At 43.6% G+C, this 19,318-nt stretch carries 18 protein-coding genes; 1 reads left to right on the forward strand and 17 read right to left on the reverse strand.

Going from position 1 to position 19,318, the window contains the following annotated elements; translation table 11 throughout:
- Nucleotides 1-267: 267 nt before the first annotated feature.
- From MHB45_RS17680 to pruA, 5 genes are all read right to left on the reverse strand, one after another.
- Nucleotides 268-948 carry a DUF975 family protein gene (locus MHB45_RS17680; protein WP_048686802.1) on the reverse strand — a complete coding sequence of 227 codons (681 nt, stop codon included), beginning with the start codon at nt 946-948 and terminating at the stop codon, nt 268-270.
- Between the two features lie 648 nt (nt 949-1,596).
- Nucleotides 1,597-1,851 (reverse strand): hypothetical protein, encoded by a 255-nt coding sequence (locus MHB45_RS17685; RefSeq protein WP_048686804.1) that lies wholly within the window; start codon nt 1,849-1,851, stop codon nt 1,597-1,599.
- Between the two features lie 37 nt (nt 1,852-1,888).
- The gene (locus tag MHB45_RS17690; RefSeq protein ID WP_048686806.1) at nt 1,889-3,154 is read right to left on the reverse strand and encodes a Glu/Leu/Phe/Val family dehydrogenase; all 1,266 of its coding nucleotides are present in this window, start codon (nt 3,152-3,154) and stop codon (nt 1,889-1,891) included.
- Nucleotides 3,155-3,176: 22 nt separating this feature from the next.
- Nucleotides 3,177-4,370 (reverse strand): ornithine--oxo-acid transaminase, encoded by a 1,194-nt coding sequence (locus MHB45_RS17695; protein WP_340908023.1) that lies wholly within the window; start codon nt 4,368-4,370, stop codon nt 3,177-3,179.
- 18 nt (nt 4,371-4,388) lie between these two features.
- Nucleotides 4,389-5,936, reverse strand: coding sequence for an L-glutamate gamma-semialdehyde dehydrogenase (gene pruA / locus MHB45_RS17700; protein ID WP_340908024.1), 1,548 nt, complete (start codon nt 5,934-5,936; stop codon nt 4,389-4,391).
- Nucleotides 5,937-6,317: 381 nt separating this feature from the next.
- Here pruA and MHB45_RS17705 point away from each other — a divergent pair, with 381 nt between their 5' ends.
- A complete protein-coding gene (locus MHB45_RS17705) occupies nt 6,318-7,730 on the forward strand; it encodes a sigma-54 interaction domain-containing protein (protein WP_048686810.1) in 1,413 nt (470 codons plus the stop codon).
- A gap of 583 nt (nt 7,731-8,313) precedes the next feature.
- On the opposite strand, the gene MHB45_RS17710 is transcribed toward MHB45_RS17705, so the two are convergent.
- From MHB45_RS17710 to MHB45_RS17765, 12 genes are all read right to left on the reverse strand, one after another.
- Entirely contained in the window at nt 8,314-9,000 is a 687-nt protein-coding gene (locus MHB45_RS17710; protein WP_048683221.1) for an FMN-dependent NADH-azoreductase, read from the reverse strand.
- Nucleotides 9,001-9,038: 38 nt separating this feature from the next.
- On the reverse strand, nt 9,039-9,884 hold the full coding sequence (locus MHB45_RS17715) for a VOC family protein (protein WP_048683220.1): 846 nt from the start codon (nt 9,882-9,884) through the stop codon (nt 9,039-9,041).
- A 4-nt stretch (nt 9,885-9,888) separates the two neighbouring features.
- A complete protein-coding gene (locus MHB45_RS17720) occupies nt 9,889-10,293 on the reverse strand; it encodes a DoxX family protein (protein WP_048683218.1) in 405 nt (134 codons plus the stop codon).
- Nucleotides 10,294-10,433: 140 nt separating this feature from the next.
- On the reverse strand, nt 10,434-11,252 hold the full coding sequence (locus MHB45_RS17725; protein ID WP_226990446.1) for a nicotianamine synthase family protein: 819 nt from the start codon (nt 11,250-11,252) through the stop codon (nt 10,434-10,436).
- The gene (locus MHB45_RS17730) at nt 11,230-12,567 is read right to left on the reverse strand and encodes an MATE family efflux transporter (protein WP_048683215.1); all 1,338 of its coding nucleotides are present in this window, start codon (nt 12,565-12,567) and stop codon (nt 11,230-11,232) included. The genes MHB45_RS17725 and MHB45_RS17730 overlap by 23 nt, the downstream gene beginning before the upstream one ends.
- Before the next feature lie 68 nt (nt 12,568-12,635).
- Nucleotides 12,636-13,400: an ABC transporter ATP-binding protein gene (locus MHB45_RS17735; protein WP_048683213.1), complete on the reverse strand. Its 765-nt coding sequence runs from the start codon at nt 13,398-13,400 to the stop codon at nt 12,636-12,638.
- On the reverse strand, nt 13,397-14,194 hold the full coding sequence (locus tag MHB45_RS17740; RefSeq protein WP_048683210.1) for an ABC transporter ATP-binding protein: 798 nt from the start codon (nt 14,192-14,194) through the stop codon (nt 13,397-13,399). The genes MHB45_RS17735 and MHB45_RS17740 overlap by 4 nt, the downstream gene beginning before the upstream one ends.
- A complete protein-coding gene (gene nikC, locus MHB45_RS17745) occupies nt 14,191-15,030 on the reverse strand; it encodes a nickel transporter permease (protein WP_048683204.1) in 840 nt (279 codons plus the stop codon). Before nikC ends, MHB45_RS17740 begins: the two co-directional genes overlap by 4 nt.
- Nucleotides 15,021-15,974, reverse strand: a complete 954-nt coding sequence (gene nikB / locus MHB45_RS17750; protein WP_253349814.1) for a nickel ABC transporter permease — start codon at nt 15,972-15,974, stop codon at nt 15,021-15,023. Before nikB ends, nikC begins: the two co-directional genes overlap by 10 nt.
- Nucleotides 15,975-17,504 (reverse strand): nickel ABC transporter substrate-binding protein, encoded by a 1,530-nt coding sequence (gene nikA / locus MHB45_RS17755; protein ID WP_048683195.1) that lies wholly within the window; start codon nt 17,502-17,504, stop codon nt 15,975-15,977. It lies immediately after the preceding gene.
- Nucleotides 17,505-17,635: 131 nt separating this feature from the next.
- Nucleotides 17,636-17,911: a hypothetical protein gene (locus tag MHB45_RS17760; protein ID WP_048683189.1), complete on the reverse strand. Its 276-nt coding sequence runs from the start codon at nt 17,909-17,911 to the stop codon at nt 17,636-17,638.
- A gap of 260 nt (nt 17,912-18,171) precedes the next feature.
- Complete coding sequence (locus tag MHB45_RS17765; RefSeq protein WP_072273432.1) at nt 18,172-19,314, reverse strand: mannitol-1-phosphate 5-dehydrogenase; 1,143 nt, start codon at nt 19,312-19,314, stop codon at nt 18,172-18,174.
- Nucleotides 19,315-19,318: the final 4 nt, after the last annotated feature.

Consider the following 19,318-nt stretch of genomic DNA (forward strand, 5'->3'; position numbering starts at 1 on the left):
TCAGTATGGTTTCTAACTAATTTTTATAACAAAGCTGATTGGAGAGGAAGGTGCGGGACTCCTGCGGGAAAAGCGCGTCTAGGGAGACCCCGGAGGCTCGTGGAAAGCGAGTGCCTGGAGCGTAAATCAACGTCCAAATTGTACATGCCATAAAAAACACCCCGTAAATGTTAGTTTGGTGTCTAACATTTACGGGGCAGTTCACTCGATTAAAATCGAGTTTGTCTACAGTCTGAAACCGATAGCCATATGCTTTCGGTTAATCTTTTATCCCTCTATTTGTTGATCATCGTCAATATCTTCTTGAGGCACAATCAATTCTTCATAGAATGCAGCCGTTGTTGTTCCTGCATAAGGAATCAACCATAGTAAACCAATTCCCAGCGTGAACATGCAAAGGATGCCCCACCCGATGAAGCTTAGGTGCATAAGGAAATACTTCCATTTCAAGCCCTTCATTCTTTTTTTGCTCTCTGTAATGGCTTCAAGCACCGTGTATTCAGGATGATCCTTCAATAAGAAAAACTGCTGCGAATAAGCGATGGCCTTGATGATACCCGGAATGATTAATAATAATGACCATAAAAAAATGAAAATTGCCTGTAAGATGGATGCCCCAATAAGCTTGAAAGAGGTTTTTCCATCTTTATAGATAGCGAACACTTCCGGAATGCCAGGATTCCCTTCCCTAACTAAATTCAGGTAGAACCAAGTGGTTGAAATGGTAAGCGGGATTAAGGCAATGGAAAAGACCATGCTGAAGATATCGGACCATAACGGTGTGTCTTCCTGCATGAGCCATTCTGAAAAACCACCGCTTCCGATCACTTCGACAATTAAAGGAAAAATGAGGTTGATCAAGAACAACAGCAACATAAGCGAAACAGTTACTCCCCATTTACCTCCTAACGACTGAAGGGCTTTCCTCTTTAATTCTGAGATTCTCATACTCTGATTAACTCCCTTCTTTTAAACGGCGGAATTCTGAATTTTTTATTGTGAATTTGGATCGATTCAGAAAAAACGCCATTTATTTGATGTCAAAATCTCAATTTGTATTTTAACATACTAGCTTCTAGTCGTGGGCTTAAATTCCTAGAAAGCGCACACGGATAGAGTCAACCGGTTTCGAGCAACCATGATCCACTCCTTTCTTGCCTAGGTACTGGTTTGTAAAAGTTTATGAACGGGAATAAGACAATATGCCCTTCCAAATCAAAAATACCTTCGCGGAACCATACCCTGTTAAGACGTATGGCCAGCGAAGGAGCATGTATTTATCTTGGTTAAAAGTCCTTATGTTAATCTAGTTCTTTTTTCCTTTTTCCAGGTAGATCAGGCCCTATCCCAAAATCTTTCGAACAGCATGGTTGAACTACCCACCACTTATCGACCTTACGATCTGATTGAAGTGTGGGATGAATCTTCGTAAGTGGGATTGTCCTTCATGTTCTTCTCACCACGATCGAGCCCTCATCGTTTTTTCTTTTCAAACTTTTTCCTGGCTTTGTCACCGCCTTATAAATGATCACAACAAAAAAAGAGCATCCCAAAGCAGAAATCGCTTCCGCCTTTGGAACACCCTCTTTCCTATAATCAATCAGAGCCAGTTATAACAAAATCGTCTTGGAGCAAAGCTAAAGGAAGCTTTCTATTAATAGGATCCCCTGCCGAAACATTAATTTCAGTAATGTGACCACTGGCACCTATTGAAACATCAATCAATTTCCCATCTTCCGTCTTCACTAAAAAGAGCCTTTCCCATTCATAAACATAGGAATCCTTTTGAACGTAAACTTGTTCGACGGTCCCATCTTGAGCACACTCGATGGTATGAATCGGTTTTAACACGGAATCACTCCTCCACTCCCCATTATTAGACTATAGCTTATACCCAGCCGCGGAATATCGAGGCTTCTGCCATTTTTCTGACACCCACCATATACGCTGCCAGCCTCATATCCACTTTTCTCGTCTCGGACATTTCATATATTTGATTAAATGAGTTGACCAATAACGCTTTTAATTTGGTTTGGACCTCTTCATCTTCCCAATAATAACCTTGATTATTTTGAACCCATTCGAAGTAAGAAACTGTCACACCGCCTGAACTTGCCAATACATCAGGTACGAGAAGCACATTGCGTTCCGTCAAGATTTTGGTTGCCTCCAATGTGGTAGGTCCATTCGCGGCCTCGACGACAATTTGGGCTTTGATAAGATGTGCATTTTCTTTGGTGATTTGATTGGAAATGGCAGCAGGCACTAAAATATCACAATCTTGTTCCAGAAGCTCCTGGTTTGTGATTGTATGATCGAATAGTGTCGTTACCGTTCCAAAGCTATCCCTTTTATCAAGTAAGTAATCGATATCCAGACCCTCAGGTTTATAGATGGCACCATATGCGTCCGATATGCCAATCACTTTTGCACCTGCATCATGCATGAATTTGGCCAAAAAGCTTCCTGCGTTCCCAAACCCTTGGACGATGATGCGTGCACCTTTCAATTCTATGCCCTTACGCTTAGCCGCTTCCTCGATACAGATGGTGACACCTTGTGCAGTCGCCTTTTCCCTGCCGTGTGAACCGCCCAGTACCAGTGGCTTACCTGTAATGAAACCAGGAGAATCGTGTTCCCTTATTCTACTGTACTCGTCCATCATCCATGCCATGATTTGTGAATTCGTATAAACATCCGGGGCCGGGATATCTTTAGTCGGCCCCACTATTTGGCTGATTGCCCGAACGTATCCACGGCTAAGCCTTTCCAATTCACCGATTGACATTTGGCGCGGATCACAGATGATGCCGCCTTTTCCTCCGCCATACGGCAGATTCACGATTCCGCATTTCAAACTCATCCACATTGAAAGCGCCTTGACTTCTTCCTCATCGACTTCAGGATGAAAACGGATTCCGCCTTTCGTCGGACCGACAGCATCGTTGTGCTGGGCACGGTATCCAGTGAAAATCTTCGTCGAATTGTCATCCATCTTAATAGGAATCCGGACGGTCAGCATCCGCAGAGGTTCCTTCAAAAGCTCGAACACTTCTTCAGAATAGCCAAGCTTATCCAGTGCCTCCTTGATTACGACCTGTGTTGAATCAAGCAAGCTGGCAGTTTCTTTTTCTTCTTTGATTGTTGTACTCAATGGAATTCACCTCATAGGTATATTAGGATAAAACTTTTTTAATGCGTTCGATTGCCCAATCCAAGTCTTCTTTAGTAATCACTAATGGCGGAGCAAAACGGATAACTGTATCATGTGTTTCTTTACATAGCAGTTTTTCTTCTTTAAGCTGCTCACAATAAGGTCTTGCTGCTTCTGTTAATTCGACTCCGATGAATAAGCCTCGGCCGCGGATGTCTTTAATCATTGGATTCTTGATTTCTTTTAAACTATCCATAAAGTATTGCCCAAGCTCCAATGAACGTTCCGCAAGCTTCTCTTCTTCAAGGACTTCCAATGAAGCGATGGAAACCGCACATGCCAATGGATTGCCGCCGAATGTAGAACCATGGGAACCAGGATTGAATACGCCAAGGATTTCACGGTTCGCAGCTACGCAAGAGATTGGGAAAACCCCGCCGCCCAGCGCTTTACCTAAAATGTACATATCGGGAACTACTCCATCCCAGTCAGAGGCGAACATTTTTCCTGAACGTCCAAGTCCTGACTGAATTTCATCAGAAACGAATAGGACATTATTTTCTTTACATAAATCGTAAGCTTCTTTTAAGAATCCTTGTGGCGGAATGATGATTCCAGCTTCACCTTGAATCGGTTCGATTAAAAATCCAGCCGTTTGCGGTGTAATCGCTTCTTTCAATGCATCAAGATCGCCGTAAGGGATAAGCTTGATCCCTGGCAGCATCGGTCCAAAGCCCCTTCTATATTCATCATCGGATGACAAGGACACGGCTGCCATCGTACGGCCATGGAAGTTCCCGATACAAGCAATGATTTCAGCTTGGTTTTCTGCGATTCCCTTAACATCATAGCCCCAGCGTCTAACAGCTTTGATGGCTGTTTCAACGGCTTCAGCACCTGTATTCATAGGCAGTGCCATGTCTTTTTGCGTAATGCGTGAAACCATTTCATACCATGGTCCTAATTTATCACTATGGAATGCACGGGATGTCAATGTTACGCGATCAGCTTGTTTTTTTAATTCTTCGATGATTTTCGGATGCCTGTGGCCTTGGTTCACTGCTGAATAGGCACTAAGCATATCCATATATTTGTTGCCTTCAGGATCTTCCACCCAAACTCCTTCTGCCTTCGAAATGACGATTGGAAGTGGATTATAATTGTTTGCACCATATTGTTCTGTTTGCTCGATTAATTTTTCCGTTAAAGTTGTCATGTTGATTCCCCCTAAAATTTATAGCGTTTCAGATGTTGTTTTACCTTGAAGGTGAAGAACTAGATAATCAGGACCGCCCGCTTTTGAATCCGTACCTGACATATTGAATCCGCCAAATGGCTGGTATCCTACAATGGCACCAGTACAGCCGCGATTGAAGTACAGGTTACCTACGTGGAAATCCTCACGCGCTTGTTCGATATGTTCAATGTTGTTAGAGATGACTGCACCCGTTAATCCATAATCCGTGTTATTGGCAATCTCGATTGCATGATTGAAATCTTTTGCCTTACAGAATGCAACCACCGGTCCGAAGATCTCTTCTTTCATGACACGAGCGTTCTCATCCACATCGGCAATGATAGTTGGCTGGATGAAGAAACCTTTTGAATTGTCTCCTTCTCCCCCTGTAACGATTTTCCCTTCTTCTTTACCGATTTCAACGTAGCTCATGACTTTATCGAAAGCTGCTTGATCGATGACCGGACCCATGAAGTTGTTTAGATCTGTTGGTTCCCCGATCGTTTTTTCTTTCGTTAATTCAATGGCACGATTCAAGACTTGGTCATATACATCTTCCACTATGACAGCACGTGAACAAGCAGAACATTTTTGACCGGAGAATCCGAATGCAGAAGCGACGATTGATTGTGCCGCCAATTCCAGATCAGCCTCTTTATCAACAACGATCGTATCTTTACCGCCCATTTCAGCGATGACACGTTTTAACCAGATTTGGCCTTCATGTACTTTTGCCGCACGCTCATAAATACGGATACCGACATCACGAGATCCGGTAAAGCTGATGAAACGTGTACGAGGATGATCTACTAAATAATCGCCTACTTCGGCACCGCTTCCTGGAATGAAGTTCACAACTCCTGCAGGCATGCCCGCTTCTTCCAGCACTTCGATGAATTTAGCTGCAATGACCGGTGTTGTACTGGCCGGTTTCAATAAGACTGTATTACCTGAAACAAGAGCAGCCGTCGTCATGCCTGCCATGATCGCAAACGGGAAGTTCCAAGGTGAGATGATGACACCGACACCAAGCGGAATATAATTGAAAGCATTGTGTTCAATCGGACGGCTTTCCACTGGCATGCCGTCTTTAAGCTTCAGCATTTGACGTGCATAGTATTCCATGAAGTCGATCGCTTCCGCTGTATCTGCATCCGCCTCATTCCAAGGCTTCCCTGCTTCTTTAACCAATAGAGCCGAGAAATAGTGTTTTCTTCTGCGAACGATCGCTGCAGCCCTGAATAAAATGTTTGCACGCACTTCCGCTTTCGTTTTTCTCCAAGTTTGGAATGTCTTATCTGCCGCTTGCATCGCTCGCTCAGCAAGATCTTTATTCGCTTTGGATACGGTTCCGATAACTTCTTCTTTATTTGCTGGGTTTACAGAGGTAATGACTTCATCAGCAAACACTTTTTCACCATTAATGATCAGCGGATATTTCTTCCCTAGATCATTAGCTACATCATTCAATGCTGCTTGAAAAGCTTTATTGTTTTCTTCGATTTTAAAATTAGTAAATGGTTCGTGTTTATATGGTTGGACCATTATGTCTCATCTCCCTAAGTTTATGTTTTTACTTCTCCCTTATTTAACAAGCAAGTTCCGTGCCAACTTTTCATTTTTTCGAAAAAATTATGTTTTTTCTTTAAAAACGCAATGAAATTCAGCACTTTAAGGGCAAAATTGACATAGTATGCCATTATTTTTTGCTCTAATCCCTATTTTTGTCGCTTAAATCTTACACTTTTTATTAATGCAAATTTCATGCCAACTAGAAAAACCATAAAAAACAGCATTTTTGCACTTTTTCCGCAAAATATTTTTGCACTTCAATGCAAAATAATCTTGCTGTGCAAATTTTATTTGCGCCTTTGCTTCAATTCCTCTACAATAACTCTAAGAAAAGAAGAAAAACGGGAGGCATTCATGAATTTAGATCAAATCATTAAAATAGATGGTTTCCAATCCATCCTCTATTCGCTTGTGGATGTAATCGATACAGGGATACATATAATCGATATAAAAGGGCGGACGATTGTATATAACAAGAAAATGGCAGAAATCGAAGGAATGGATTCAGAAGAAGTGTTAGGGAAGAAGATCCACGAAATCTTTAAATTCAAGGAAGAAACGGAGAGTACATTAATAAGGGCACTTCATTCGGGGAAGACAACCGAGAACTCGAAGCAGACCTATTTCAATAATCTTGGTCAGGAAATTACTACAATCAATAATACGTTTCCGATTTTGGATCAAAAGCAAAATATCATCGGAGCCATTGAAGTGGCAAAGGATATAACGAATCTGGAAAGAATCATTAAAGATAATATATTGAATAAGGGCGATACCAAATATACCTTTGACAGCATCATCGGAACGAGTGAAAATTTCCTGGAAGTCATAGAAAAGAGCAAGCGTTCGACCAGGACGGCATCCTCCATCCTCATCGTTGGGGAAACGGGCACCGGAAAAGAGCTCTTCGCCCAAAGCATCCATAATGGCAGCAGCCGTTCGACACAACCTTTCATCAGCCAAAACTGTGCTGCCCTGCCAGATAGTCTAATTGAAGGAATACTCTTCGGCACAAAGAAAGGCGCCTTCACCGGATCGATTGAACGGCCTGGATTATTCGAACAGGCACAGGGCGGTACCATCCTGCTAGATGAAATCAACTCATTAAATCCGAACATGCAAGCGAAATTATTACGGGCCCTTCAAGAAAGGACGATTCGCCGCGTTGGGGATACAAAGGATAAAAAAATTGACGTTAGGGTCATTGCAACGATAAATGAAGATCCGATAGATGCCATTTCAAATGACCATTTACGAAAGGATTTATACTACCGATTAAGTGTCGTTTCGTTATTCATCCCGCCTCTTCGTGAACGGAAAGAGGATATTCCTTTGCTGGCGCAATCCTTCATCGAGAAATTCAATGCGCTGTTCGAATTGAATATAGAAGGGATCAGCGAAGAAGTCTACTCGCTTTTTTATGATTACGACTGGCCCGGGAACGTAAGGGAACTTGAACATATCATTGAGGGGGCCATGAATTTAATGGAACCTGGCGATACAAAGATTGCCATCACCCACCTTCCTGCTCTATTTAGGAAGAAAGCCCATTTGGAAGACATTCATCCCGGAAGAAAAGAGACTCATGCAAATGGAGATTTACAGGAATCGACCTTATCTCTTGATGATTATATCGCCAATACTGAAAAGCAATACTTGGAGAAGATATTGAAGGAACATGGCATGAATATCTCCCAAGCAGCCAAGGCCCTGAATATTAGCCGCCAAAGCCTTCAATACCGTTTGAAAAAGTACCAGGTCAAATAACATCATCCCTGCACAAAGAAGGCCCCCATTAATATGGAGGGCCTTTTGTTTACCGGCGGAAGGGGAGCGGGTTTAGGAAGTTGATCTCCACTCCAGGCACTCGCTTTCCGCGGGCGGTCCGCCCTCGGCGCTCCTTGCGCCTGTGGGGTCTCCCTTGGACTCGCTTTTCCCGCAGGAGTCTCGAACACCCGCTCCAATCAAATGGAATGTTTTTTATAAAAACTTTAGGTTGGTCACATTCCGAATCCCTAACAAGAATTTAACGAGGAAATGATTACAATGAATTAAAAACAAGAGTTGGTTATACTCCATGATTTTGTATTCATTTATATGGGATTAACCCTCATTGAAGAAATTTGCGAGACCCCTGCCGAAATACTGGCTAGCCAAGACCCCGCAGACGCTTGCGTCGAGGAGGCTTGGCAGACAGTCGGCGGAAAGGGAGCGGATTTCTGAAATCAGCTGAAATGTTTTTCAAATAAAAAAATGCAGGCAAAGTCGCTTTCCACGAATTTGTCTACAGTCTAAAGGCCCCCATTAATATGGAGGCCTTTCTTTGCCTGCTATTCTTTTCGCTTTGCAATCAGAATGCTTCAGCCGCTTTTGCAACCTTTTCCAAACCATCCGCGATGATTTTTTGTGACCGATCCGGATACTGATTATGGCCTTCAATGACCACGGTTTCCGGATTGTTGATTCCCCATAGCCCAATGATATTTTTCACTAAACTCACGGCCATTTCAGCGGAAGCCATTCCTTCTAATCCATAATCAGAACCGCGGGCATTCAATAGCATGACTTTTTTATCTCCAGCATACCCGACAGGACCTTCCGCCGTATAATTGAACATTTTTCCTGCTTGTGCCAAATAAGAAAGATAGGTGATTAACGGTGCAGGAACCGTTGAGTTCCATAGAGGGAAAGCGAATACCACTTTATCCATGGCCATGAATTGATTTAAATATTGGTCAACCAGTTTTGCGGCACTTTCCTCTTCAGCTGTCAGTTCAAGACCTTGGTTGCGTTTATATAGTCCGGTAATCGCCGTATTTCCATAGTAAGGAAGATCTTCTTTAAATAAATCCAGCTCGGTTACTTCATCGGCACGGTGTGTCTCTTTATATGTTTGTAAGAATGAGTCATACATTTTCGAGCTGATTGCCTGATCTGCAGGACGATCGTTCACTTTCACGAATAACACTTTTGTCATTTTCCCATTCTCCTCTGCAGCGGCTTCTTTATTTCCAAATAATCTGCTTAAGAATCCCATTATCCTCTCACCATTGCTTTCTATATTATTCTTATCATTTAGACCACTAAATGAATCTCATTGCCTGATGGATCTGTTACAGCGAAAAACCCTTCTTTTTCCGTGACGACAGCCCCGATTCCTTCCAGTTGCTCCGTTACTTTGTTTCTCGCTTCTTCATCTGCATAAACGAGTGTATACCAGTTTAGCCCCACACTATTTTCCTTCGGGGCAGGGGCACCAACGCCATTCCATGTGTTCAATCCGATGTGATGATGATATCCGCCGGTTGAAGTAAAGAGCGCTCCTCCATATCGATTCACGACGGCAAACCCAAGACCTTGCATGTAAAACTCCTCCGTTTTACGTAAATCCGCTACATGCAGATGTATATGCCCCATCAAGGTACCTGCAGGCAGTTTGCTCCACTCACCATCGCTTTCTTTCAGCAGGTCATTCCCATCCAACGGATCCGTGCCCATTTCGACCTCCCCGCCAGCCCATCTCCAATCAGCTGATGGCCGGTCAGAGTATACTTCGATGCCATTTCCATCCGGATCGGTAATGTACAGCGCTTCACTCACTTCATGATCCGCCGCTCCAAATGGATATTTCGTTTGAAGTAAATGGCGTAAAAAAATCGATAAGTCGGCACGGCTCGGCAGCAACAGGGCAAAGTGATATAAGCCCGTCGTCCGCCCTTCTTTCGGAATCACATCCGCAGGCTGCTCAAGTATCAGCAACGGGGTTTTTCCGTCTGTCGTCAAAACAGCTTGCCGGTCGGTTTTCTTCAATACTTGAAGACCTATGATTTCTTGATAAAACAGAATGGCCTTATTCAAATCCAGAACATTTATACTGACTTCGCCAACAAATGTAATTGGTTTTTGGTGAAATTTCTCCATATTGTCACTTCCCTTTTTTATTGAAAATCACGTTATCCAAAGAAAGAACCGTGCGGTTGGCACATGCTAGATAGACAGACATCGCAAGCAGTGCCAAGTCCAATTCGTAACCCGCCGCTTGCCCGTTTCCTAGAAAACCGGCAGGTAATTTAGCCGTGAAAATCGCCCCCGCCATAATGACCGCAAATAGGACGGAAACGATTCGTGTTCCCAAACCCAGTATAACCGCAAGTCCTCCGATCAATTCGATTCCTGCAACGATGTAAGCCATGAAGCCAGGAATGCCAAGGCTATCAAAAAATCCCGCCGTATTTCCTAAGCCCCCTTGGAACTTTGAAACGCCGTGAATGAAAAAAGTAAGACCTAATATCACCCTTAAAAAAACGTGGGCTGCATCATTTTTATTCATGTATGAATTCTCCTTTTTGTTGGTTACTTTATGTAAGTAATTATATTTTCATAAGCTTATAATGTCAAGTAAGTTTATTGGAATTTCTTTTTTCCCCTAAATAAAAACGAATTGCCGAAGCAACTCGTTCCATGGTGCCACTATTTAAATGTGTAATAAATGGTTGAATTGATGATGAAAGAATCCGCAATGGTTCTCCCGACTTCCTCACATGCCACCTTACTGAATTTTGTTGCATCAACGGGCTCATATATTAATTGATGAATGCCGTCCACCGACCGTATTGCGACGGTTGCATCAGGGTTTGTCTGATATATCCGTTCCATTATTTCTTCTTTATTAGGAACCAGGCTGGCAATCCACACCAGGTCGAACTCCGTGTAGTCATGAAGGGCGCCATCATTCAAGATATAGTCTGAATCCCCTTCTTTATCCAGTTCTTGGACGATGCGCCGGCCAAGTGAATGGGCTTGTTCATCAATATCGAGACATGTCATTTTCGCACCCAACTCCCGTTTTAGCAGCAAAGGACTTAATGGCAGAGGCCCCGTCCCTACAAATGCAAATGATCGAATATCATTTTTCACCTTATTCAATTCATTGATTTCCGTTTGAATCAGTTCTTTGTAGTTATCCCAATAAATGAAAGAACGGAGGTCATCCAGGGAGTTCACACTGCCAACGAATAATTCGGCATAATGATTCTCCATCAATGTTTCAGCAATCGCCAGCTTTCCAAGCATGGTATCCCGAATCGATCGGATTTCATCATGGTTAAGAATTTCTTCTGCCACATGCTGGTCCAAAGGTTTCGATATCATCGAAACCAGTTCGGCCAAAACGCGATTGATGATTTCGTTATTTGGTGATAAATCATCTTCTTCTAGTAAAATTTTATAAGTATCCATATATGTATGAATGATTTTCTCCTGATTTCTAGACCATTTGATCGTTTTCAAGGCGCACACTCCTATTTGGAAATATTTTTTCGCTTAACCGTGGTATATACAATGCCAAAAATACCGAACGTCCTAGGCTGAATACTGTAAAGGCCAGCCATAATGCATGGTTTTGATAGGCAGGGACAAAAATATAAAGTGTTATCATAAAGGCAATCAAGGAATAAATCATCGAGTTACGAATCGGGGCAGCTTCTGTTGCCCCAGTAAAAACACCGTAGAAAACGATGCCTACACTGGCCGTTAAAGGAAACAAAATAAGCCAGATTCCATAAATGTTTGCCAGCTCGATGACACTTGGTATCCTTGTGAAAAGTGCTAGGATGGCATTACCGCATAAATAGTAACTGACAGCGAGCAATATGGAGGACAGAACACCCCACTGCAACGACAGGATCAGGGTCTTTTTATATAAGTGCTTATCTCTCGCACCAATCGCTTTTCCAACAAGGATGCTTGAAGCATTTGCGAGCCCGTCAAAGAAGTAAGCCATCATATAGTGAATTTGGATGAGTACGGCATTCGCCGCCAATATCTCCGTCCCATATGAGGCCCCCTTTGCCGTGAAGATATTAAAAACTGCCAACAGGCAAAGCGTCCTGATGAATAAATCCCGATTCACCGACATCATTTTCTTAATGGATGAAGGATCGAACATCTCTTTCAACGGGGGCATTTCCATTCGATGCGGCGACGCTTTCACAATAATGATCAGTCCAATGAAAAAGGCGGTCACTTCCGAAAGGAGGGTCGCTATCGCTACCCCTGGCACACCCCACTGGAATCCATGAACAAATAGGAAATCCAAGGCAATGTTCATCAGGTTCATGAACACCTGTAAAACTAGCGAAACCTTGATCTTGGACATCCCCATCAGCCATCCCAATATGACGTAATTCATTAAAGTGAATGGGATTCCCCATATTCGAATGCTGAAGTATTCTGCCGCATATCTTCGCACATCAGCATCGGGATTCATCAGTGTTAAGGAAACCTGTTCAATTGGCCCCTGAAGCAGGATGAAACCTCCCCCTGCAACAATCGCCAGTATAAAAGGCCTTAAAAAGGCTAAAACGCCTTGCTTTCCGTCGTTTGCCCCAAGTGCTTGTGCAGCAAATCCCGAAGTGCTCACACGTAAAAAACCAAACAGCCAATATAAGGTATTGAATATAACCGTACCTATAGCTACGCCGCCTAAATAAGCAGGGTTTGGCAACTGACCCACAACAGCGGTGTCCACCGCGCCTATCAATGGCGTCGTTATCGTCGATATGGTCAGAGGAATGGCCAAGGCCAAATATGATCGATGGTTCACCTTACTTCCTCCTTAAGTATCAAACTGCGACTTAATCAAAATCATTACGATTTAAAACTCAAACTTCATTATTCAAACATCGAAATCAGTTCTTTTGTGTATGAATGGCGATCGCTGCAAAAAAGCTGTTCTTTTTCGAATGAATCCACAATAACACCCCCTTTCATCACCATGATCCGTTGGCTCATCTCCTGTACAGCCGATAGATCATGAGAAATAAAAAGGTAGGAGGTGTCCAAAGTCTCCCGCAGCCCGCCTAACAATTTCAGCAATGCCGCTTGCGACAGCACGTCCAGGCTTGAAGCCGGTTCATCCAATATAATGAGGGCCGGTTCGATGCTGATTGCACGTGCAATGGTCACCCGCTGCTTTTGTCCGCCGCTTAGCTCATGCGGGTAACGTTCAGCAAAACTCCTTGGAAGCTCCACCGTTTCCAGGAGCTGTCCGATAAAGTTCGCTTCACTTGTATACGTAAAATATTTCAAATTGACCTGGCTGCCAAATTGAAGATATGGATCCATTAGTGAATCCTTTATCCTTAGTTTTGGATTTAAAGCCGATGCAGGATTTTGCAAAACGGCCTGGATGTTCTTGCGATACGGTTTTAAACTGCGTTCGCTTTTGTTTTGCAGCTCGGTTCCTTCAAATAGGATGCTGCCCTTGTCAAAAGATTCAATCTGAAGGATGAGTCTTGCCAGTGTGCTTTTTCCGCAGCCGCTCTCCCCCACTAACCCGAGGCATTCCTTCCTTTCCATGCTGAAATTCACGTTCCTTAGTATTTCCACTCCGTTATCATAGCTTTTATGGACATTTCGCACGTCTAATAAACTCATCCTGACACTCCTTCAAGCTTAAATGGAATTCTCCTCAATGATGGCGATGATTGAATCAGTTCATTCGTATAAGCATGCTGCGGATGATTCAATACCTGATTTTTATCACCGGTCTCTATGATGGACCCGTCTTTCATAACCGCAATGCGGTCCGCATACTTCCTGACATGACGTAAATCATGAGTAATGAACAAGATTGCACATCCGGTTTCTTTTTGGAGCTTTGATAATAGCTGTAAAACCTTAAAGGAAGATACACTGTCCAAGGCTGTGGTCGGTTCATCCGCTATCAAGATATCAGGTTCAAGCAGCAGGGCCATTGAAATGGATACGCGTTGAAGCTGACCGCCGCTTAATTGAAAAGGGTATCTGCCGTAGATATCTTCATTCAGGCCCACCGATATGAGCGCATTGACCGCTTGCTGCCTCCTTGCCTTTTTGGAAAGGTTCAAATGTGTTCGCTGATATTCGTCGAAATGCTGACCGATGGTAAGGAATGGTGTGAATGAACCCTGGTAATCTTGAAAAATATAGGCCAGGCGCTTTCCGCGAACCTTCCTGATTTCTGAGGAAGATAGGGTTAATAAATTCTTTTCCCCGTACCATATCTCCCCCTTTGCTTGAAGATTGGGTGCAAGCAGCTGACATATTGCCATGGCCGTCATGCTTTTGCCGCTCCCGCTTTGTCCGACAAGTGCGAACCACTCACCCTCCTGCACATCTAATGAAAGATCCTTGACGATATGATTTTGCTTTCCCATGATATGCAGCTGCCTCACGGATAAAATGCTCATGATCCCACCTCCTTTTTCACATCGAATGCATCGCGCAAATAATCACCGAGCATGTTGGTTAGAAGAACGACAAATATAATGGCGAGCCCTGGGTAAATCATCAGCAACATATTGGATTGAAAATATGGACGGGCATCATTCAGCATGGCTCCCCACTCCGGTGCCGGCGGCTGCGCACCGAGCCCGATATATGATAAGGAAGATATGAGCAAAATGATTTTTCCTAAATCGAGGCTAGAAAGGACAAGCACATTCCCGATTAGGTGCGGAAATAGATGCTTCCGCATGATCCCAAATGAACTTAATCCATTGATTTTAGCAACTGTGACATATTCCTTCTGACGTTCGGTGATCACCGTACTTCGCACAAGCCGGGCATAATTCACCCATTTCACCAGAACGATCGCCAAGAGGAGATTTTCGATTCCCGGACCTAATAAACCGCTAAGAACAATGGCAACGATCGTATCTGGGAAGGCGAGAAACGCGTCGGCAATGCGCATGAAGACCCGATCGATCAGACCTCCTTTAAAACCGGCAATCATCCCGAACGGGACGCCGATGATAACTGCGGCAAACAAAGATAAGAGGCCGTAGCCAACCGTCAGCTGTGCGCCAAGCAGAAGGCGCGTCAATACATCACGCCCTAGATGATCCGTCCCTAACGGATGTTCCATGCTCGCCGGCCATAGCCTTTCTTCCAGATTGACCAGTGCCGGATCATGTTTCAGAATAAGAAAGGTGTAAGCCGCAACGGCAAGGACTGTCGCCATCACCGTAAATAGGACGGGCATTCCCCAGCGCCTTTTGGATTTTTCTTTGATAACTAACTCCATTTTCCATGTTTCCTTTCCTTCAGTCTTAGCTCCGGATTTAAATAACGATAAGATAAATCAACGGCACTATTAACCATGAATACAATGATGGCCATGACCAGCAGGTACCCTTGGATGACTGGATAATCCCGCGACCGAATCGAGTCCACGACCATCTTACCTATGCCCGGATAGGCAAAAATAACTTCAATCACGACTACACCGCCGATCAGGCTGCCAAGGCTGACGCCGAATACGGTAATGACCGGGGGCAAGCTATAACGAAATGCATGGGCAAAGAATATCCGCATCTCTGAAATCCCCCTAGATCGGGCAGCCCTGATGAAATCATGACTGAGGGAATCTATCAAACTCGAACGCAGCAAACGGACGTACACACTTGTGATGGCCAGCCCCAGCGTGACCGACGGCAGAATAAAAGAACGAAACCCGTCCCTGCCCATCGTTGGAAGGGCTCCCCATCGTACCGCAAATAAATCTATCAAAAGCAGCCCCAGCCAAAAGCTAGGAATGGCTGCCCCCAATAAAGAAACGGCCCGGCTGAATTGATCGATCCAGCTCCCCCTGTACAAGGCAGCAAGCGAACCTAACGGAATCGCTATACCAAGCATGACAAGCAATGCACCAACCGCCAGCTCAAGTGTTGCAGGCAGCCCGCTCATGATCATTTCCATCACAGGCTGATTCGTCAGGTAGGAATGCCCGAAATCCAACCGGATAAAGTCCGCAAACCAATTGCCATACTGCACGAACAGCGGATCATTGAACCCTAATTCTTCACGAAGCTCATTGACTTGCTCGTTTGTGACCGACACATCATCCACTTGGAGTATCGAGAGAACCGGGTCGCCTGGAGCAAGCCTAACAAAAAGGAAAGAAATGAATGTAATCACAAGAACAAAAATCGCGACCTCAATGAATCGGCGGACTAAGATGCGAAGCATTCACTTCACATCCAATTCATTCGTCAGCATGTAGTATTCGCTTCTCGAAGTGATCCAGTTTTTAACTTTATCGGCATCATAAGCAACAAGTGTATTCGGATGTAAAATGAATGAATTATACACTTGTTCATCCACATACATCGCAATCTCCTCAGCTAAATCCGAGCGCTCCTCCTGCCCGACCGTCACGTTCAGCTCATCAATCAGGGACGTCAGGCGATCATCATCAGCCCCACTGAAGTTCAAGGCACCCTTTGGATGATAAGTAGCATTTAAATAATAACCGGCATCCCCTCTCGGAGCCGTTAAATTGCTGTAGGTCGTTAAATCCCAATCGCGATTGGAAGCCATATACTCTTCAGGGATTTCTATTTGCTTGATTTTCACATCAATCCCCAACTGACCGGCATCCGATTGAAAAACTTGGGCAATTAACGGCAGGTCGGCACGTGAACTGTATGTAAGTAGTGTAAACGTTAACGGTTTACCGTCTTTTTGCATGACACCATCCACTTTCTTATATCCCGCCTGATCAAGAAACGCCTTAGCGGCTTCCATTCCATTGGCTTTTTTCGGATAATCCGGAGCAAAAGAGAAAGTGGATGGGAATGGCCCCGTCGCCACTTCTGCATGACCATGTAAAATCGTTTCCGCAATGGATGAACGATCGATCAAGGCATCAACCGCCTTCCGCACGTGTATGTCCTGCAATGCTTTACGTTCCAAATTCATCGTCATTTGATGTACGCGGAAAGTCGATGTCGATTCAACCTTCACACCATCTTTCGCCTCTAAATTTTCCAGGCTTTCCACTTCCGGACGGAAAACAATATCAGCGTCTCCCGATTCAAGGGCAAGAGACCGTGCATTGGCATCTTCATTAAACGAAAACCTGGCTCTCTCAAGCTTTGCGGCTCCATCCCAGTAAGACTCATATCGGATTAAATCAACAGCCGTACCTGGTATGAATTTCGAAACGGCAAATGGCCCGGTTCCTATCGGCTTGTTTATATAGTCACTTTCCTTCACATCAATAATCGATGTATTTGGATGAACCAATTCAGAAGGAAACTCAGGAAAAGGAACCTCCGTCTTAATGGTCAGCGCATTCCCGTCCGCTTCAATCGACTCAATCCGCAAAGCATTCTTGATCGCCGGACTATCTTTCATCGCCCTCTCCAAGGAAGCCTTCACCGCTTTGCCATCCATCGGCTTTCCATTCTGAAACGTCACACCCTCCCTTAATTCAAAATTCCATAATTGACCATCCTTGCTATCCCAGCTCTTCGCCAGCCAAGGTTCGATGGTCAAATCCTCATCATTGAGATGGACCAATGTCTCAGTGATGCCAGCCCTAAGCGACACATAACTAGTATCAACATTCGGATCAAGCGAGCTAGTCGCAAAATTAAAAAGCAAGTTCACTTCTTTCTTCCCTCTTGCTTGATCCTTCGCAGACTCGGTGGAACAAGCAGCCAAAAGAAAGAATGATAAACATGCAATAAAAATCAATTTACATTTTCTGAACACGATATATTTCCCCCATTACCTCAACTATTTTTATTGGCTGTTTTAAAATCGTATTGATTACGATTTAGATTACAGCTTTACCATCATGACAAACGACGTAACACATCGCCGATTGCTTATCCGAAATCAAACTATGTAACCCTCCTCGAGAGTAAACATCCATTCACGAGTAAATGTGCTAAACTCACGAGTATTTGCTCCAAACTCACGAGTATTTGCTCTAAATTCACGAGTATTTGCTCTAATTCACGAGTATTTGCTCTAAACTCACGAGTATTTGCTCCAAACTCACGAGTATTTCCTCCAAACTCACGAGTATTTGCTCCAAACTCACGAGTATTTGTTCTAAATTCGTGAATAACAGCTCTAAATCTCTTGCAATAGCACCAAATTATTAAAAAATGCACCAAATTCTCGATTTATTGCACGAATCCTCCTTTTTCAATCCATTCCTTCAGCCCTTTTCGTCAAATAAATCAAAACGATTACGATTTATACTTTAAAACACTCTCTCTTGTCTTGACTGTCTTCCATTATAAAACGTAATGATTACTGTTTACAAGGTTTTTTTGAGTTTTATAGATTATCGGATGCCAGTTCCTTCTATAGGTTGGCTTTTTGATTAAGTAAAAAACTCCTGAAAAAGATTTCAGGAGTTCTTCTGCTTTTATTTCAAGTTGTTGTAGTGGTTGATGACTTCTTCGGTTATTTCGCTATTCTCGTCCAATCCGCTAACTTCCTTAAGTGCTGAAGCTACACCGTGTTCTTTGATCATCGTTTGCAGTTTAAGGGCTTCTTCATCTTCGTTAAAATCAAAGAGTAAAGCGGCCGCTATCGCTTTCGCCAGATTAGTATAGGATAGGCCGGCTTTCTTTGCTTCTACGGCAGGACGCACGAGACGGTCGTTTGGCCCGAGTTTACGCAGCGGTGAACGTCCGACTCTATTCACCGAGTCATTAAGGTAGGAGTTTTTAAAACGATTAATGATTTTTTCGATATACTGCTGATGCTCACCTGCATCCAAGCCGTATTGCTTTATTAAATAGGCGCCCGTTTCCCCTAGGGTTTTCTTGACTTGCTCCACAATGCTTGCGTCTTCCAATGACTGGTCTATGGTTGATTTTTTATTTTTGAGATAACCGAGGTAAGCAATGACGGCATGTCCTGTATTAACGGTAAACAGTTTTCTCTCAATGAATGGGGCGAGTTCTTTTACAATTGTCATCCCTTCAACGGCAGGTATGCTTTCCTTCGTTTCAACGACCCATTCATAATAAGGTTCCACCAAAACATCGAGTGATCCTTCGTTATTTTGGATAGGAACGATGCGATCGACTGCTGAGTTGAAGAAGTATACTTTATCGGCTAGTTTTTCCTTAGTAGCTTGATCCAGGTTTTCCAAAATGTAGCCTTCTAATAGGTCTGTTGCCGATATTTGGTTTTCGCAAGCGATCACATATAGTTTTTCATCGGTTTCCTTCACTCTTGATGCCAATCCTTTTGCAATTAAAGGAGCGATATGAGGCAAAATATTGGGACCGATAGCAGTGGTGAGGTAGGTTGCTTCGGAAATTGCTTTAATGACTTCCTCTTCCTGCTTTAAACTGTTTAAACCCGAAACATTTTTCACAGTGACTGATTCTTGTTGATCAGTGGCCAGTTTGACTTGATATTGCTTTTTATCATTTAACTGATCGATGATTTGATCAGCTATATCTACAAATGTCACATGATATCCAGATTTTGAAAAAAGTGCTCCGATAAATCCTCTTCCAATGTTTCCTGCACCGAAATGTACTGCTTGTTTCATTACA

Origin of the sequence: Peribacillus sp. FSL K6-5616 (assembly GCF_038008245.1) — a bacterium.
Lineage (GTDB): Bacteria > Bacillota > Bacilli > Bacillales > DSM-1321 > Peribacillus > Peribacillus frigoritolerans.

Coding starts and splice junctions, on each gene's coding strand:
- MHB45_RS17680 (WP_048686802.1), bottom strand. CDS start 948: ATGAGAATCTCAGAATTAAAGAGGAAAGCCCTTCAGTCGTTAGGAGGT.
- MHB45_RS17695 (WP_340908023.1), bottom strand. CDS start 4,370: ATGACAACTTTAACGGAAAAATTAATCGAGCAAACAGAACAATATGGT.
- pruA (WP_340908024.1), bottom strand. CDS start 5,936: ATGGTCCAACCATATAAACACGAACCATTTACTAATTTTAAAATCGAA.
- MHB45_RS17705 (WP_048686810.1), top strand. CDS start 6,318: ATGAATTTAGATCAAATCATTAAAATAGATGGTTTCCAATCCATCCTC.
- MHB45_RS17710 (WP_048683221.1), bottom strand. CDS start 9,000: ATGGGATTCTTAAGCAGATTATTTGGAAATAAAGAAGCCGCTGCAGAG.
- MHB45_RS17715 (WP_048683220.1), bottom strand. CDS start 9,884: ATGGAGAAATTTCACCAAAAACCAATTACATTTGTTGGCGAAGTCAGT.
- MHB45_RS17720 (WP_048683218.1), bottom strand. CDS start 10,293: ATGAATAAAAATGATGCAGCCCACGTTTTTTTAAGGGTGATATTAGGT.
- MHB45_RS17735 (WP_048683213.1), bottom strand. CDS start 13,400: ATGAGTTTATTAGACGTGCGAAATGTCCATAAAAGCTATGATAACGGA.
- MHB45_RS17740 (WP_048683210.1), bottom strand. CDS start 14,194: ATGAGCATTTTATCCGTGAGGCAGCTGCATATCATGGGAAAGCAAAAT.
- nikC (WP_048683204.1), bottom strand. CDS start 15,030: ATGGAGTTAGTTATCAAAGAAAAATCCAAAAGGCGCTGGGGAATGCCC.
- nikB (WP_253349814.1), bottom strand. CDS start 15,974: ATGCTTCGCATCTTAGTCCGCCGATTCATTGAGGTCGCGATTTTTGTT.
- MHB45_RS17765 (WP_072273432.1), bottom strand. CDS start 19,314: ATGAAACAAGCAGTACATTTCGGTGCAGGAAACATTGGAAGAGGATTT.